This is a genomic window from Sulfurovum lithotrophicum (genome assembly GCF_000987835.1).
GTDB classification, from domain to species: Bacteria; Campylobacterota; Campylobacteria; order Campylobacterales; family Sulfurovaceae; genus Sulfurovum; species Sulfurovum lithotrophicum.
The window spans coordinates 1242343-1259361 of the sequence record NZ_CP011308.1 but is presented as its reverse complement, the minus strand read 5'-3'; the positions used below and the strand labels follow the sequence as shown (position 1 = coordinate 1259361).

Genomic DNA, 17019 nt, shown 5'->3' with positions numbered 1-17019 from the left:
TCTCTATATTATAACAAAAATGTGGAATGTATATGTAAAATATCGTTGGAAAGAAACGGGGTACTATTGCATCATCCGGGATAACACAAATTCTTTTTCTTTACCTGTCATCGCATAATAAAGTTCGTAATAATTGTTAGTGATATATTCAAAGTCAGTTTTAGCTTCGGAAGTAGATGCAATGAGAAACTGCATTCCTGGCTTGAGCACGAGATTGTCTTCCGGGAGCAAGTTGACAGAAGCACCATCGATGGCAAGAAGAAAGATCAGTTTCAACGGTTTTTGGTAATTTTCTCTCGAACGTTTCAATGTCTCCAGTGTGATCATTGTCCCCTTTTTTAACTCCTGATAGAGTGCATAGGTCTGTTCTTCGCTGACAGTGATCTCGAAATGTTTCGGATTGTCTCCGATCTTTTTCTGCATTCTTTCTATCAGTGTTTTTCCCCACATGTTATTTTGACTGTGGATCAGCCGTACAAATTTATAGGCAAGAGGACGGGCGATGAAAAGATAGGTAAATTCTGAAAGGATTTGTTCCAGAATATAGATACGGTTGATGCGTGCTGATTTAAAAATACTGAGATCGTCCAGTGTATTTTCTCTCGCAATGGTATAGATATGTTTATTGAATTTTTTTGCGGTGGAGAGAATGGTCAGGTTGATCAGATCGTCTTTGGTAGCGGCGATGATGACCGATGCTTTCTTTACGCCTGCCTGGAGCAGGATGTCATGATCTTCCGCATCCCCGAATATAGCACTTTGTTTTTTACTTTTATAGTCAGAGGATTTGAGGTCGATGTAGGTATAGGGAATATCTGCCTTTTCCAATGATTCACCAAGTGCCTGACCCATCCGGCCGTAACCGCAAAGTATATAATTGCCCTTTGGCAGTATTTCACGGTCCCGTATTTTAAGAATATGCCCGAAGATCCACATTTCCAGAAGCCAAAGATCCGTAGAGGTCAGAGCAAGATGGAAACGGTTTGAAATAAAACGAAAAGGATCCTCTATATAGCGGATGCCGAGATTATGCAGGTGTTCCGTCTGGCTGGGGGTCGTTGATTTGATGACAAGCTTGAGATGTTTGTTCAGCAGGCGGCACATCAGGGCGATCTTGGTATTTTTAAGGTCATTGTCGAAGAGGGAAATGACACCTTCGCAGTTCTTTTTATGGATACCGGCCAGTTTGAGTACCTCCGGCTGTGTCACATCTGCCGTGAGCGCGGGTACTTCGGGAATAAAGTTTTCAAGTTCCAGTGTGTTGATCTTTTCATTATTTTTGTCGATCACCACCACCCGGATGGCGGCCCGGTTGAGCCAGTCTATGATCTTGTGCGTGACATTGTTGTATCCCAGAATGATGATGAAGGGCTCACTGATCTTGGAGATCTTGTTTCGAAAGCGTGCAATGGAAAGTTCGCGTGCCAGTTTTTGGTCCTGTATAAGCGCAATAATGGTGCCGATACCGTAAAACCACCCGATTACTGTGAGATAAATACAAAAAGAGACCCAGAGGCGCTGAGGGTAGGTAAAAGAGTAGGGTGCTTCTCCAAAACCGATGGTCGAAGCCATATAGCTGACAAAATAAAATGCATCAAAAAAGCCCATATGGTACGGTTTTCCCTGATCATCTATTCCCGGGATCAAGGTCAGTCCGAGAATGGAGACGGCAAACGTAACAATGATCACCAAAAAAGGCATCCGCATTCGGCGGATAATGATCCAGATGGTGTTATTCCCTTCCATAGGCTACCGTTTGGACTTGAGGGTATCTCCGATGAAGAGGAGTACAGATACGATGTTGGCAAGCAGTGCCCCGCCGGAAAGAGAGACGACTGCCAGGGTACTTTCGTTGTTCAGTCCGTGTCCGACATAAAGGGCAAGTGCCCAGACACTGGCAGAAGCGACAAGCTGGATGTCGGCGACAAGACTGGTGGCAAGCAAAACCGAGCCCAGCTGGGTTTTATCTCCCAGTTTCAGTACTGTGGCGATCAGGTTAATGATGATAGCAGCGAAAAGTTCATAGGCACTGTGATATTCGATATTGGACGGATCTCCATAAAAGAATCCGAAGTTTATCGTCATGGCGAGGATAAAGAAAAACCCCGATATTACCTTTTCTGTATTCATATGTTTCTCCTGTCATATATGTCGTAAAGTATAGCCAAAAATGATTTTAATAAGAGAGAGATATGCTGATTATGAAAATTAAATTTGAAAATTGGAAGTCACAATTTCTGAGCTCCGGTGCCGAAGAAGTGAAAAGTAAGACCATTGGGTTTGTAAAGCCTGAAGAAACATAATCATAGCTTCCGCTCCACACCCAATCCACACTTTTGATGGTATCATCGTTGAAAGATTGGAGGTGTGATATGACAGTGCTTCTTGTGATCGTCGGGATGGTGGTGCTGGCTTACTTTGCTGCGCCGTTGTGGCTGTGGTTCGCCGGGCTTGCACTTTTGTTGTTTCTCGTCAGTGCACCCCCGGGGTGGTGGATAGTTGCCATCGTGTTCGGGGTGGTATTTCTTGTCAAAGGGGTACGTGTCAGGCTCATAACACAGCCGCTGTTCAATATGCTTCAGTCAAAAGGACTGCTTCCGAAGATCTCCGAGACGGAAAAAATAGCGCTCAGGGCAGGGGATGTCTGGGTCGAAGGTGAGCTTTTTTCGGGGAAGCCCGATTTTAAAAAGATCTTTGACAATCCCTATCCGAAACTGAGCAGGGAAGAGCAGGATTTCATAGACAATGAGGTCAACGAGGTCTGTTCCATGACTTCTGACTGGGAAGTCTTTGAGAGCAGGGAGCTTCCCGAAGCGGTATGGCGCTACCTGAAGGAGAAAAGGTTCTTCGGGATGATTATTCCCAAAGAGTACGGCGGGCTTGGGTTTTCCGCCTATGGACACAGCTGCGTCATTGAAAAGCTTGCTTCCCACTCCCAGGTACTTGCCATTACCGTGATGGTGCCCAATTCGCTGGGGCCTGCTGAGTTGCTGCTGCACTACGGACTGCTAGAACAGAAAAAACACTACCTCCCGCGGCTCGCCGACGGTCGAGATATTCCCTGTTTTGCGCTGACAGAACCCGAAGCGGGTTCCGATGCCGGGTCGATACAGTCCGAAGGTGTGCTCTTCAGAGATGTGGACGATGAGATCAGGATACGACTCAACTTCGAGAAGCGCTACATCACACTTTCAGCCATCGCCACGGTCATCGGCTTGGCTTTTGTGCTCAAAGACCCCGAGGAGATTCTGGGCAGAGAGAAAGAGCGGGGTATTACCTGTGCACTGGTCGATGCCAAAAAGGAGGGGATAGACCAGACACGTCGGCATGACCCGCTGGGTGTCCCCTTTGTCAATGCGCCGCTTGTCGGTAAAGATGTTGTCATCGGCATGGACGATGTCATAGGCGGCAGGGCAGGGCTGGGCAAAGGATGGCAGATGCTGATGGAATCACTGGCCGTCGGACGTGGCATTTCCCTGCCTTCCACCAGTACGGGCGGTTCCAAACTGGCGACCTTCGTGGCTTCCACCTATGCTGTGGTGCGCTACCAGTTCGGTCTAAGTATCGGGAAGTTCGAGGGGATCGCCGAAGTACTGGGAAGACTGGGAGTGAGTACCTATATGCTCGATGCGGCAAAGACCTTTACGCTGGGCGCCATAGACAAAGGTGCCAGACCGGCCGTGGCCAATGCCATCATGAAGTACCAGAGTACCGAAATGTTCAGAAAGAATATGATGGATGCAATGGACATTCAGGGAGGGGCGGCGATTTCAAGAGGCCCGCGCAATCTTTTGGCACATGCGTACTTCGGTGCACCGGTCGCTATTACGGTTGAAGGTGCGAACATCATGACCCGTACACTGATCCTGTTCGGGCAGGGGATGATACGCTGCCACCCCTACGCCTATGCGCAGATAGAAGCTTTGGAAAAAGGGGATGTCAAAGCCTTTGACGGCCTGCTTTTCTCGCATATAGGATATGTCGGCAGGAACAAAGTCAGGGCTTTTGTGCTTGGCCTTACACGCGGTTATCTGCATCCCGCCATAGGCAGTGGTGAAACAAAACGCTATGAACAGAAGCTGGCCTGGGCTTCGGCGAAATTCGCCTTTCTAAGCGATGTGGCTCTGGGACTCATGGGTGCCTCACTGAAAAGAAGAGAGTCCGTTTCCGGCCGCTTCGGGGATATCCTGGCGCAAATGTATTTTATTGCGGCGGCACTGAAACGTTTTGAAGTCGAGGGCAGGCAGAAGGAGGATGCACTCTTTCTGAAAGTTGCAGTTGAAGAAGCGTTCGGGAACATAGATACCGCTTTCAGGGGTATACTTGAAAATCTGCTACCGGGATTCCCGGGCATACCGTTCAGATTATGGTCTTTCTGCAGCAGGCTGAATCCTATGGGCCGGACCATAAAAGATGACGATCTGCACCGTATTGCCAAATCTTTAAGTGAAGATGACAGTGTGCGCCAGAGGATCTGTGCCAATATTTACATGGGGCATCGTCCGACACAGCTTCTCGAAGCTGCTCACAGGATACAGTCGGCCAAAACAGCACTGGAAAAAGAGAAAAGAGACGAGCTTCTTACGGAAGAGGAGGTGATACACCTTGCAGCGGCAAGAGCGCTTCAGCATGAGATCATCACAGTGGATTCCTTCACGCATGAAGCGTATATGAGAAGAACAGGCGGCAAAGGCCGGGTATGAAAGTGACAGTATGGTTCTCCTCTTTTGCCATCGGTATCATACGCAAGCTCTCCGGGGCTAACATCACCGTGTCGGGGGAGGAGATCCCCGACTCTCCCGTCCTCTTCGTTGCCAACCATTTTACCCGCTTTGAGACCTTTGTCGTACCGCATATGCTCTACGAGAAGTACGGCAGGATAAGCCGGTCTCTGGCCGATGACAAAGTACTGGCCGGACTGCTTGGAAAATTCATGCGTTCCATGGGTACACTGTCCAACAGGAACAGGAACCGTGACTGCATCATCATAGAAGACCTGCTCAAAGGCTCTGCTGACTGGGTGATCTACCCTGAAGGGTATATGGTGAAGAACAAGCGGATCACCTTTGAGAACGGCGAGTTCTGTGTCCATTCGCCCGAATATGAGGGGCCGGTGCATACCGGTGCGGCAGTCTTGGCACTCAAAGCCAGGCTGGCACAGTACAGGGCCAGATACGGCAGAACGGACAGACATAAACACTTTTGTTCTTCCATGGGTGTGAATGCAGATGATATCGACAAGAGTCTGGAACTCAAGATCATACCTGTTTCGATCACCTATTATCCCATACGTCCCGGAGAGAACCGTCTTCTTCTGCTGATAGACAGAATATTTCATTTGAGGAATACACGGTTTTTTGAAGAACTGGAGATAGAGATCAATCTGCTGATGGATGCACATATGGACCTGCGTTTTGGCAAAGCTGTCACACTGGACAGTTACCTCGGTGAATTCATGGAAGATGAAAAAGTGCTTTATGACAAAGAAAAACTTGATGCAGCCATCGACACGCAGCGCAAAGTACTTACAGGCGATGTGATGCGCAGGGTCTATTCCAAGATGCAGATACATTTTGACCATATGTTCATACTGAGTCTTGTCACGATGCCCACGGTGAAGGTCTGCCCGTCATATCTCAAAACGCTTATCTATAAAAATGCCCGCTCCCTTCGCAATATGGAAGGCTACAATCTGCACAGCGAACTGCAAAAGGAGCTCTTCAGGCTGATACTCGATGAAAGTTACGAGCCGTTCAGGTCGGCTGTTGATCTCGCGCTGACACAGCATATACTCTATCTGGACAGTGATGGAGAGTATCTCTTTGACCGTTCTTTACTGGAAAAAGAGTATCCTTTCCATAAGGTAAGAGTGAAAAATACACTTCAGGTCATACTGAATGAGATCAAATGGCAGGAGAATATCGTAGAGATGGCAAAAGAGAACAGCAAATTTACAGAACAGGAACTCAGAGAGGATAACTTCCGGCACTTGAGAGAGAGGGAATGGGCTTATTTCAAAGAGGAGTATCAGAGCTATCTGGGGAAAGAGCCTGCACCTGACGACAAGGGTGCTCCCATTATATTCTATGACTCAAAAAACGAGGTGGGAGTGGTTCTGTCCCATGGCTATATGGCAGCCCCGAAAGAGATGCGGAGCCTTGCCGAGTACCTCTTTGAAAGAGGCATCAATGTTTATGTGCTCAGGCTGCGCGGCCACGGTACGGCTCCCGAAGCATTGAAGCATGTCAGTGCCCAGGACTGGGAGACAGATTTTGAGCGTGCCTTTACTGCGATGAGGCAGGTCTGTTCCAAAGTGTTCATCGGCGGTTTTTCCACAGGCGGACTGCTGGCGCTTCTGCATGCGGCGCAGTACAGGGTGGACGGGGTCATCGCTGTGAACTCTGCCATGAAGCTGCATGATCTCCGTGTCTCCTATGTCGTACCGACCCTGCATTTTTTTAACGAAATGATTTCCTATCTCAATGCCAAAGGGATCAAAGAGTGGATAGACAATTCAAATACGGAGCAGCCTGAGGTCAATTATACGAAACATCCTCTCTCTTCCGTAGCCCAGATGGAAAAGGTCATGAGCAAGACACGAAAGGCATTGAAGCAGATCCGGGATCCCATCCTGATCATCCAGGGGGACAATGACCCGGTGGTCAAAAGGGAAAGTGCCAGACTCATCTACGACAGGGTCGGTTCAAAGGATAAAAAGCTTCTCCTGCTTCCCCGAAAGCAACACGGCATACTTTCCGACAAAGGACATCAGGAGGTCTTTGAAGCGATATACCGTTTTATTCAGAGCCATTCTTGATGAACGCCACTATCTCTTTTGCGACGTCCCCGTCATCCAGGATCTTCCTGTGTCCCAGACCTTTTGTCTTTCTGAGGACTGCCCAGGGCCAGAGCTGACACAGCTGTCGTGAATGTTCTATGCCTATCTCCCTGTCGCCGACATCATGAAAGATGAGGGTAGGGACATGAAAGTTTGAGTGGAGGATATCTTTCCAATCCTTTCCGTACTTATGGAAATTCGTTTTATTCTGTGCCCAGGTATAGTCACGCATTTCTTCAACGATCTTCTTAGGGATACCCAGGCGTTCGGCAAAGCGGTCAGCCACCTCTATGATGTCATGTATGGGGGCAACCAGGACAAGTTTTCTGGTATCCAGTCCCAGTTTTGAAGCGACCGTGACCGCGGCAGCGCCAAATGAGTGAGCAATGATGCACTTCACAGGTCCTGTTTCCCTCATGACGGCCCGTACACTGTCCGCCCATCCGGCAAGGTCAGAGGCTTTGCCTTCGCTCTCGCCGTGCTGCACGGCATCATAGGAGATGACCTGAAAGTCGTTTCTGAGGAGCAAGTCCAGGAAGTTGCTCATACTGCGCGAGGTAGTGGACCAGCCATGTACCAGCAGGACAGGAGGATGGTCCGCTTCTCCCCATCTGTATGCCTGCAACTGTATCTTTTCATCGACTTTGATGATGAACCGTTGGGGAGCCGGTACTTTTTTCTCTTTGGCATTTTTTCGTTTGGTATTGACAGGGTGGTGAAAAAGCCTGTATGCGGAGAGCACTGCAAGCGCAGGAAACAAATAGCTTACTATGGCAAAATAGGCACGGATCAGCTTTACTTTCAACGGATGATGCATTGTTTGTCCTTTTACACCTCCATTTTAGCATATTGTTGGTGGGGTAACAGTGCAGTACACAGCTATTCTACACCGAAAAACTATACTTGGATATTCAAACCCGGGTTAAAAAGGAGATAACGATGAAGGATAATGCTTATTATACAGAAGTTGCCGTCATAGGAGCAGGTATTTCAGGCGCATCACTGCTTTTTATGCTTTCACGCTACAGCAATGTGGAATCAATCGCAGTTTTTGAAAAATATGATACTGCCGCAACGCTGAACTCTTCAGCTAAAGCCAATTCCCAGACACTTCATATAGGGGATATAGAGACCAATTACGACCTGGCAAAAGCCACGAAGGTAAAAGCCTCTTCCTCAATGGTAGCGAACTTCATTCACCATTTCAATTATGAAGATGAACTTGGTTTTCGAAAAACAAAAATGGTACTGGCAGTAGGAGAAGAGGAGATCGTGCAGTTAAAAGAGCGTCATGAAACATTTAAAACACTCTTCCCCTACCTTGAACTTTGGGATGAAAAGAAACTCAAAGAGATCGAACCAAATCTTCTTGAGGGGCGGAAAGAACCTATAGTCGCACTGGGGGTCAAAGATAGGATAACTACGGTGGATTTTGGCGCATTGAGCCGGACCTTCATAGCGTTGTCAGAGAAAGAAGAGACATCCATCTCTTTGCATTTCAATACCGAAGTGACACATATCAGCAAAAAATGGGACAAGTTCGTACTGCACACAGAGCAGGGTGAATTCATGGCCCGCTCCATAGTGGTGAATGCCGGAGCGCACTCTTTGATGATCGCCCATGAAATGGGTTATGGCGATGACTATGCGATGCTGCCGATAGGGGGAAGTTTCTATTTTTCTGAAAAGGAGCTTCTCAATGCCAAAGTCTATACCATGCAAAACCCCAAACTTCCCTTTGCTGCCATACACGGAGATCCTGATCTGACAGCGGAGTGGAAAACACGTTTTGGCCCTACGGCCTTTGCCATGCCAAAACTGGAACGCTACCATATGATGGATGTTTCAGAACTTTTTGAAATGTTGGACCTTGACCCTTCTGTACTGGGTGTTTATTATGATCTTATGAGTGATGATGACATCCGTCATTACATCATACGTAATTTTGCACATGAACTGCCGGGTATCGGTAATGAATTCTTCATCAAAGAGGTACAGAAGATCATTCCTGCACTTAATGCGGATGATATTAAGTATGCAGAGGGCTACGGTGGAATGCGGCCACAGATCATTGACAAAAAGAAGAAGACGCTTTTACTGGGTGAAGCGAAGATAGATACAGGTGAAGGGATCATTTTCAACATGACCCCGTCTCCAGGTGCTTCAAGTTGTCTGGGAAACGCTTTTGAAGATGCAAAGATCATTTGTAGTTTTCTGGGAGCCGATCTGCAAAGAAACAAGATAAAAGAAGAGTTGTGTGACGAGAAAGAATATTGTTATATCAACAAGTAACAATATATCGTTCATCATTAGGAGTTTTTTACTCTTATTTGAATCTAAGGTATCTATAGTATAGTTACAAAAAAATTCAAGGAATCTACCATGGATGTAAATAAGATCAGAAAAATATGCAGACCGATCAGAATAGTACTTGGGCTTATACTGATAGGTATAGGTGTTTATACAGGGAATAAGTGGTTCTATCTTGGTGTGATCCCTTTGATCGCGGGATTGTCAAACTTCTGTCCTCTCTGTATCATTACCAAAAAGTGTGATGTATAAACTGTGTACACTGCTATAAAAGCGGAGGCATGGGCCTCCCTTTCTTTGTTCTCCTTTTTTTTCAACCGTTTTGTCGTTAAATAAAGTATAATTTCAGCAATAAAAATGCCAAGGGGTATCGTATGGATAAATTGACACAGTATCTTAAGACACATCCTGCAGATAAACTGCACCCTTCTGAAATCGCCTCGCTTCTCAAAGATCTGAATGAGAAGAATTTTGACGAAGCAGTCAAGCATATCCCCAAAGAACTTATTGCCGATGTGGCACTTGAACTGCCTGACAGGTATTTTGACGATGTCGTTGACTCGTTCACTTCAGAAGAACTGGCACAGTCGGTTGCCGAACTTGAATCCGATGACCAGACGGACTTCATCCAGGAGCTTGAAGAAATCGATGACAGCAAGGCCAAGGAAGTATTCAAGAAGCTGCATAAAGATGACCAGGCGGACATTCTTCAGCTCAAGCAGTATGATGATGACGAAGCCGGTGCCTACATGCAGGTGGAGGTCTATGCCGCCAGACTTGACCATAAAGTAGAAGATATCATCAAAGAGTTCGCCGAGCTGAAACGTAAGGGCGAACTTGAGACTGTCAACTATCTCTTTGTTACCGATGAAGACAATCATCTGCGCTACGGTGTAGGGCTCGATGATCTTCTGGTCTTTGATTTCAAAAAGACGCTCAGAGAGAATATCGGTGAGAATCCCGAAAAGTACAAACCGGTCATAGGGCATGACCATGACGATATCAAAGAGATCGTCAAAAAATTCCAGGAGTACGACCTGAACTCCATGCCGATCGTGGATGAACACGGCTATCTTCTGGGCAGGATCACTTCGGATGATATTTACGATCTTATCTCTGAACATGCGACTGACCAGATGTATAACCTTGCCGGGGTCAATGACGATGCAGAAGAGGATGATGACTTGATCAAGGCTGGAAAGGCAAGGGCGGTCTGGCTGGGTATCAACCTGATCACAGCCATTGCCGCCTCTCTTGTGATCGGTATGTTCGAGGGAACGATTCAGTCCTATGTGGCATTGGCCGTTTTGATGCCGATAGTGGCTTCTATGGGAGGAAATGCGGGGACACAGAGTCTTACAGTCGTTGTCCGTCAGCTGGCTCTGGGAGACATTGCAAAGAACGATGCCTACCGTACCATCAAGAAAGAAGTGATACTCTCTCTTGCCAATGGTCTGCTTTTCGCTATAATCATAGGTGTTATTGCTGCCATATGGTTCGATAAGGGTATGCTGGGTGTAGTGATCGCACTTTCGATGATCATCAACCTTCTCAGTGCAGGGTTTTTCGGCTCGATGATCCCATTGATGCTTAAAAAGCTCAATATCGACCCGGCCATCGGCAGTACGGTCATACTCACGACCATTACGGATGTGGTAGGCTTTTTCAGTTTCCTGGGGCTGGCAAGCCTCATTTTACTATAATACAAAATAAAGGATAATTTTACCTCAATGGACTTACTCGTTTTATACTTTTTAGCGGCAGTGATCGTCTCGTTCATCTGTTCGGTACTCGAATCGGTACTGCTTTCGGTCAATATGCCGTATATCTCGGTCCTGGAAAAAGAACGCCCCAAAGTCGGCGAACTGCTTAAATCGCACAAGATCAACATCAACAAATCGATCGCCTCCATACTGATCTTGAATACCGTCGCCAACACCTTGGGAGCGGCTGCCGTAGGGGTACAGGCGGAGCGTGTGTTCGGATCGGGTGCGGTGTTCTATGTTTCCATTGTACTGACATTTGCCATCCTTTTCTTTGCAGAGATCATTCCAAAGACCATCGGGGCAACTTACTGGAAGGCGCTTGCACCAGTTGCGGCCTATGTCATACGTTTCTTCATATGGATCACCTATCCTGTCATACTGATGACACTTTTCGTGACCAACCGTATCAAAAAAGGTGATGAGGGGCACAGTCTGTCCAAGGAAGAGCTTCTTGAAAGTGCACTGCTGAGTGAAGACGAAGGTGTACTGGATGAGCAGGAATCCGATATTATAGAGAATATCCTGAAGCTGGATGACATCAAGGTGCATGATATTCTGACACCAAGAAGCGTTGTCTTTGCTTTGGACGGGAACAGAATGATCAAGGATATCATCAAGAATGAACCGGATATCTTCAAATATTCACGTATTCCTATTTATGATGAGAGCATAGAGAATGTCACCGGACTGGTACTGATCAAGCAGCTTTTTTCTCAAGCTCTGAACGATGACAGTGTTCTGCTGAAAGATATACAACAGGACATCTACCGTATCAACGAGCAGGTACCTGTTTCCTGGGCGCTGGACCTGTTTATAGAGAAGAAAGCGCATATGTTCCTTGTACTGGACAAGTATGATCAGGTAGAGGGTATCGTGACGCTTGAAGACTGTGTCGAGACCATTCTGGGGGTTGAGATCGTGGATGAGAGTGATGCGCATGTCGACATGCGTGAACTTGCCAAGCTCAAAATGCGTCTGCAGAGAAGACGTCAGAACAAAGACCTGAATTTAGACTGATGTTTTTTGCTTCTCTAAAACTCTCACCTGCACTGACAGACCTTCTTGAAAAAGAGGGCTACGTACGTCCCACGCCTATTCAGAAAAGACTGATCCCGGTACTGCTTGACGGGCAGAATGCCATTGCTTCCGCACAGACAGGAAGTGGAAAGACACTTGCCTACCTGCTGCCTGCACTCCAGCAGATCAACCCTGAGGCTGAAAAGGTCACGCATCACTATCCACGACTCTTCATCCTTTCGCCTACCAAAGAGCTGGCACAGCAGATCTATGAGGTTTCCAGACCTTTCGTCAATGCATTGAATCTGAATGTGGTCCTGCTTCAGGGCGGAGGAAGAAGAACGGTGGAGACCGAGCGCCTGAAAAAAGGGGTGGATGTCATCATCGCTACACCGCAGCGGGCTCTGGAGCACATAGAGGCACAGCACATCGACATCAAAGCGATACGCCACCTGGTGGTCGATGAAGCCGATATGATGTTCGATATGGGTTTTGTCGGCTATCTGGAAAAGATCTTCACCATGATGACGGAACGCTCCCAGAAGATCATTGTTTCCGCGACCATCACGCCAAGGGTGATCAAGCTTGCCAAAACATACATCAAGCCGCTCAAACGTATTGAACTTGACCCTCCGGGAAAGATTGCCGATACGATCACGCAGATGCTTTATCCTGTGCTTCGCAGCAAAAAGGAAGCTCTGCTAGCCTGGCTCATCTCATCGGGAAATTATGAGAAAGTCCTGCTCTTCGTGAGAAAAAAAGAGTTGGCTGACGGTGTGGCAGAGAGTCTGCGTTCATGGGACTACAAGGTGGGTATTCTGCACGGGGAGCGTACCCATCAGGAGCGCAAGAAGTCGCTCAATGCTTTCAGGGAAGGGCGCTACCGGATACTGGTGGCAACGGATATCGCAGCACGAGGGCTGGACATCAGCGATCTCGATGTGGTGATCAATTATGACATTCCCCATGTCAAACATGATTTCATTCACCGCGTGGGACGTACGGGAAGGGCGGGCAGAGAAGGCATTGCCATTACGCTTGTCAGCCCAGATGAGATCGAACAGCTGCATGATCTGCAGAAAGTACTTGGTGGGAAAATCAAAGAGGTGATACTTCCCGAGTATGCACCCAAAGAGGTAAAATCACGGGGCTTTTTGCTGCATGGTCCCCAACGCAGAAAAAAGAGTGCTTCCGTCAAGCGGGAAGCGGTTTCACGGCCCGGCGTCAAAAAAGGAAAGAAACGCAAAACGACCAAACGTGACGGTTTCAAAGCCTTTGATGCGGCCAAAAAGACCAAAGAGACAAAAACGCAGAACAAAAAGCGCGGTAGAGGCAAAAAATAGGGTGCGTAACCACGCACCGATCAAATTTGATCACTTGAGAGTACGGAAAGTGACAAGCAGCGGATGGTGATCGGAAATATCATGATCCAAGATCACTTCTTTGGCTGTACATTCCAGGTCCCGGTAGAGTACGAAATCGAGGGGATACCCCATAAACGATTTTACATTGTCCTCTTCCGTGAATATCACAAGCTCAAGTGAAAGATCTTTTTGTAGCTTATGCAGTGCTTCTCTGCGCTTCTTGTTCCAGGCATTGAAGTCCCCCGCAACGATCATCGGTCCCTCGTGAGCCCTTACTTTTTCGGCAAATATTTCAAGTTCCCGTTCATAACTGCTGTTTTCCCTGAAATTGATGGCATGTATATTGAGCACCAGCAGGGTTTTGTTTCCTGTAAGGGGATAGGTACTTAAAAGCAGGCTTTTATGCGGCCCGACAAGACTCTCCTGAGAGTCCGAGAGATAGGCTTTTGCCGACTTTGATTCTGTTCGGCATGCAGTAAGTACACCATAGAAGGTGTCTTTGACCTGCAGGTTCGCCGCCGCATCGTAGGCACAGTCATCAAAAGTAAAGGTATCTCCTTTGAATTCAGCTTCCTGCAGCATACAGAGGTAGAGCTCTTTTTGTGAGAGCATCTTTTGCAGAAAGGCTCTAAAAGAAGGGTCTGTCTGGTTCTTCTTATGTATATTCCAGCAGAGCAGTGTAAAGGTTTCCGGGAAATAGGGATTACACTGTTTCCCACAGCCTTTATGATGCAGAACGGAGGGTAAAAATCGTATCATGAGAGTGGTACGCCTATAGTGAGCATAATTCGATCCTTCTACATCAAGTATAATTTACAGATATTCAATTATACTGATTTTACATAATTATTATATGGATTCTCTAACACAATATTTATGTTTAAGATGTATAATGCGTTCAAAATTTAATTATAAGGATAAAAAATGGCACAGGTTCCTGAAGATGTAGGATGCAAAAATGAAGAGTGTGTGGAGTCCCCGAACTGTCAAAGAACGGTGATCTATAAAAATGGTACGGCAAGAGAAGTCAAAAGTTTTGGAGGAACACCCCAAAAAGGGTGTGGAAAATTTCTTCCTAAAAAAGACGATAAAAAGTAGAAAAAAATTATCTTCTTTGTTCATATCCGTTGGCAACAAATTCAAACTCATATCGGTGATCGGGATATTTACTGACACCTTCGGCTATGAACTCCTGTTTGGTGATCTGCCCGTCCCAAAGACGGTACATAAGGTTTTTAAACCATGCTTTTCTTTCAGGTGTATCGAGTGCCATTCTATGGTAGTTCGGATCACTCTTTGTGCTCGTCGCCACAGCGACCATGTCTTCATAAAAAAGATTTTGTTTTTCAGGAGAAGCATGTTCATAATCCGTGTGTTCCACTACAGGTGCCTTGGGTGTTTCTACCGGTGCAGAAGGTGAGAATGAAGGAATCATTGTGTTGTTCGTACAGCCGGAAAAGGCCAATGCAGCGATACCTGCTGCCAATAGTCTTAATTTCATATCTGTTTTCCTCCTATATGGTATTGGGCTAATTATATCCAATCATCATAAATGTACCCCTATTTTTTACGTATGAACCTGCCTTTGGATCGGTCTTTTAGAATCTTGTCATAAGAACTGAAGAGGCCGTTCATCGTTATGTAGACACCGTTTTCCGAGAGTAGCTGCATGTACCCCAGTGCAGACGTGAGATTTGCCGTTGCTTCCACGGGATCGATACTGTAGGGGACCATCGCTCCGGTAAGAATGATCTTCTTCTCTATCTCCACCTCTGCAAGATATTCGGCTGTGACATGCATAGTGTCGGTACCATGAATAATGATGATCTTTTCATGCTCTGTCTGGGTCACCACAGAGAGAAGTTCCAGTCTGTCCTGATTTGTCATGGCCAGGCTGTCTTTTCCTATGATACTGATCAGCTCAAATCTGCTCAACCATTTTGATGCTATCTCCCTGACTGCCCTGGATGTCTCTTCAACAATAAGATCCCCTGCGATCGGATCGTAGATCTTATTGAATGTGCCGCCGGTGCTTATGATCAGTATTTTCTGCATATTTACCCTAATTTTGTATAGTCGTTCTACATTTTACCTCAATGATGATAAAATATCGGAATTTAATTCAGGAGTTATATGTATGATCATGAAAGGTAAAAAAGGTGTCATTCTCGGCATCGCCAACAAAAAATCCATCGCTTACGGTATAGCAAAAGCCTGTCAGGAGCAGGGTGCGGAAATGGCCATTACATTTCTCAACGAGCGTTTCGAGAAGAAACTCGCTCCCATTGCAGAAGATCTTGGCTGCGGTGCAAGACTTTACCCATGTGACGTGAGCAGACCTGAAGAGATCAAAGCACTTAAAGAATCACTTGAAAAAGACATGGGCCAGATCGACTTCATCGTCCATTCGATCGCATTCGCTCCAAAAGAGGGGCTGAGCGGACGTTTTGTGGACATTTCCAAGGAAGCTTTCGACGTGGCAATGGACATCTCTGTCTACTCTCTTATAGAGGTCACAAGAGAACTCAAGCCTGTTCTTTCGGACAACTCCTCCGTTCTGACACTCTCCTACTATGGTGGGGAAAAGTACATTCCCAACTACAACCTGATGGGCGTAGCGAAAGCAGCACTTGAAATGACGGTCAAATACCTGGCAGAGGACCTCGGAAAAGACGGCATCAGGGTCAATGCCATCTCTGCGGGCCCCATCAAAACACTTGCGGCAGCAGGCATAGGGGATTTCTCCTTCATGCTCAAGTGGAACGCGGCACACGCGCCGTTAAAGAAAAATGTGACCATCGAAGAGGTAGGGAACTCAGGTATGTATCTGCTTTCAGATCTTTCTTCGGCCGTAACAGGCGAGATCCATTATGTGGACGGCGGATACAACATCATGGGAATGCCTGCGGTAGAGTTCGATGAAAATGGCAAGCCAAAAATTGCCTGGGACGGCAATTCGTGAATGACTCACCCGAGTACTTAGCCAAAAAAGCTTTTTTTGATAAAGTACTTACCATTTACGGACGTAATGCTGTGATGGAAGCACTCAAAGATGAGGATGTTACCATCCACAAACTCCACCTCTCCAAATCGAACAAAGACGCTTCTGTTCTGGAGCAGATGAAAAAGATCGCTTCCAAACGTGGTATAGAAGTACAGTACCATGACAAATCCTCTCTCTCACGTATCTCCAAAAATGCAAAACAGGATCAGGGTGTTGCACTCGATATCATTCTGGAGCATTTTGGAGACGAGAAAGATTTCATATCTAAAAACACAAACTACCGTATCATCGCACTTGATGGTGTAACGAACCCCCAGAACCTGGGGATGATCATACGTTCCTGTGCCGCAGGGAATATCGATGCGATCCTGTTGCCGACCAAAGGTGCCGCGCAGATATCGCCACTGGTCATCAAGGCATCTGTCGGTACACTTTTCAAGATGCCCATCATCAAAACCTCAAACTTGAAAGAGACATTGAAACATTTCAGGAAAGAGGGCGCTTCACTCTATACACTCTCTTCGCATGCAGACAAAAGTTACAAAGAGCAGACTTACAGTGAGAAGACCATTTTTGTACTCGGCAATGAAAGTGAAGGGGTCAGTCCGGCCATTGAAAGACTCTGCAATGCTTCCATTGCCATTCCTATGCAGCGCGGAGTAGAGTCCCTCAATGTAGCGGTTACCGCTTCACTGCTGGCTTTCCTGTAGGGCAGGGAAA

General features: G+C 46.7%; 16 protein-coding genes. 10 read left to right on the top strand and 6 right to left on the bottom strand.

Annotated features, from left to right (window positions below):
* Window positions 1-63 precede the first annotated feature (63 nt).
* The gene (locus YH65_RS06150; protein WP_046551103.1) at window positions 64-1746 is read right to left on the bottom strand and encodes a potassium channel family protein; all 1683 of its coding nucleotides are present in this window, start codon (window positions 1744-1746) and stop codon (window positions 64-66) included.
* Window positions 1747-1749: 3 nt separating this feature from the next.
* On the bottom strand, window positions 1750-2130 hold the full coding sequence (locus YH65_RS06145; protein WP_046551102.1) for a DUF6394 family protein: 381 nt from the start codon (window positions 2128-2130) through the stop codon (window positions 1750-1752).
* Window positions 2131-2372: 242 nt separating this feature from the next.
* On the opposite strand from YH65_RS06145, the gene YH65_RS06140 reads away from it, so the two are divergent.
* Together YH65_RS06140 and YH65_RS06135 are read left to right on the top strand one after the other, a co-directional pair.
* Window positions 2373-4703 (top strand): acyl-CoA dehydrogenase, encoded by a 2331-nt coding sequence (locus tag YH65_RS06140; RefSeq protein WP_154806474.1) that lies wholly within the window; start codon window positions 2373-2375, stop codon window positions 4701-4703.
* Window positions 4700-6817 carry an alpha/beta fold hydrolase gene (locus YH65_RS06135; protein WP_046551100.1) on the top strand — a complete coding sequence of 706 codons (2118 nt, stop codon included), beginning with the start codon at window positions 4700-4702 and terminating at the stop codon, window positions 6815-6817. The genes YH65_RS06140 and YH65_RS06135 overlap by 4 nt, the downstream gene beginning before the upstream one ends.
* On the opposite strand, the gene YH65_RS06130 is transcribed toward YH65_RS06135, so the two are convergent.
* Complete coding sequence (locus tag YH65_RS06130; protein ID WP_046551099.1) at window positions 6798-7655, bottom strand: alpha/beta fold hydrolase; 858 nt, start codon at window positions 7653-7655, stop codon at window positions 6798-6800. The genes YH65_RS06135 and YH65_RS06130 overlap by 20 nt on opposite strands.
* 122 nt (window positions 7656-7777) lie before the next feature.
* Here YH65_RS06130 and YH65_RS06125 point away from each other — a divergent pair, with 122 nt between their 5' ends.
* From YH65_RS06125 to YH65_RS06105, 5 genes are all read left to right on the top strand, one after another.
* A complete protein-coding gene (locus YH65_RS06125) occupies window positions 7778-9130 on the top strand; it encodes an FAD-dependent oxidoreductase (protein ID WP_046551098.1) in 1353 nt (450 codons plus the stop codon).
* Window positions 9131-9220: 90 nt separating this feature from the next.
* Window positions 9221-9400 (top strand): YgaP family membrane protein, encoded by a 180-nt coding sequence (locus YH65_RS06120; RefSeq protein WP_046551097.1) that lies wholly within the window; start codon window positions 9221-9223, stop codon window positions 9398-9400.
* Window positions 9401-9522: 122 nt separating this feature from the next.
* Window positions 9523-10851, top strand: a complete 1329-nt coding sequence (gene mgtE / locus YH65_RS06115) for a magnesium transporter (protein WP_046551096.1) — start codon at window positions 9523-9525, stop codon at window positions 10849-10851.
* A gap of 27 nt (window positions 10852-10878) precedes the next feature.
* Window positions 10879-11931 carry a CNNM domain-containing protein gene (locus tag YH65_RS06110; protein ID WP_084722039.1) on the top strand — a complete coding sequence of 351 codons (1053 nt, stop codon included), beginning with the start codon at window positions 10879-10881 and terminating at the stop codon, window positions 11929-11931.
* Window positions 11931-13274 (top strand): DEAD/DEAH box helicase, encoded by a 1344-nt coding sequence (locus tag YH65_RS06105; RefSeq protein WP_046551095.1) that lies wholly within the window; start codon window positions 11931-11933, stop codon window positions 13272-13274. The genes YH65_RS06110 and YH65_RS06105 overlap by 1 nt, the downstream gene beginning before the upstream one ends.
* A gap of 30 nt (window positions 13275-13304) precedes the next feature.
* Here YH65_RS06105 and YH65_RS06100 read toward each other — a convergent pair whose 3' ends face one another.
* Window positions 13305-14054, bottom strand: coding sequence for an endonuclease/exonuclease/phosphatase family protein (locus tag YH65_RS06100; RefSeq protein ID WP_046551094.1), 750 nt, complete (start codon window positions 14052-14054; stop codon window positions 13305-13307).
* A gap of 165 nt (window positions 14055-14219) precedes the next feature.
* Between YH65_RS06100 and YH65_RS11540 the strand changes: the two genes are divergently transcribed.
* Window positions 14220-14393 (top strand): hypothetical protein, encoded by a 174-nt coding sequence (locus YH65_RS11540; RefSeq protein WP_169745662.1) that lies wholly within the window; start codon window positions 14220-14222, stop codon window positions 14391-14393.
* A 7-nt stretch (window positions 14394-14400) separates the two neighbouring features.
* Here YH65_RS11540 and YH65_RS06095 read toward each other — a convergent pair whose 3' ends face one another.
* The gene (locus YH65_RS06095; RefSeq protein ID WP_046551093.1) at window positions 14401-14796 is read right to left on the bottom strand and encodes a hypothetical protein; all 396 of its coding nucleotides are present in this window, start codon (window positions 14794-14796) and stop codon (window positions 14401-14403) included.
* A 59-nt stretch (window positions 14797-14855) separates the two neighbouring features.
* Window positions 14856-15350: an asparaginase domain-containing protein gene (locus YH65_RS06090; protein WP_046551092.1), complete on the bottom strand. Its 495-nt coding sequence runs from the start codon at window positions 15348-15350 to the stop codon at window positions 14856-14858.
* 82 nt (window positions 15351-15432) lie between these two features.
* On the opposite strand from YH65_RS06090, the gene fabI reads away from it, so the two are divergent.
* Together fabI and rlmB are read left to right on the top strand one after the other, a co-directional pair.
* Window positions 15433-16257, top strand: coding sequence for an enoyl-ACP reductase FabI (fabI, locus tag YH65_RS06085; RefSeq protein WP_046551091.1), 825 nt, complete (start codon window positions 15433-15435; stop codon window positions 16255-16257).
* On the top strand, window positions 16254-17009 hold the full coding sequence (gene rlmB, locus YH65_RS06080) for a 23S rRNA (guanosine(2251)-2'-O)-methyltransferase RlmB (RefSeq protein WP_046551090.1): 756 nt from the start codon (window positions 16254-16256) through the stop codon (window positions 17007-17009). Before fabI ends, rlmB begins: the two co-directional genes overlap by 4 nt.
* Window positions 17010-17019: the final 10 nt, after the last annotated feature.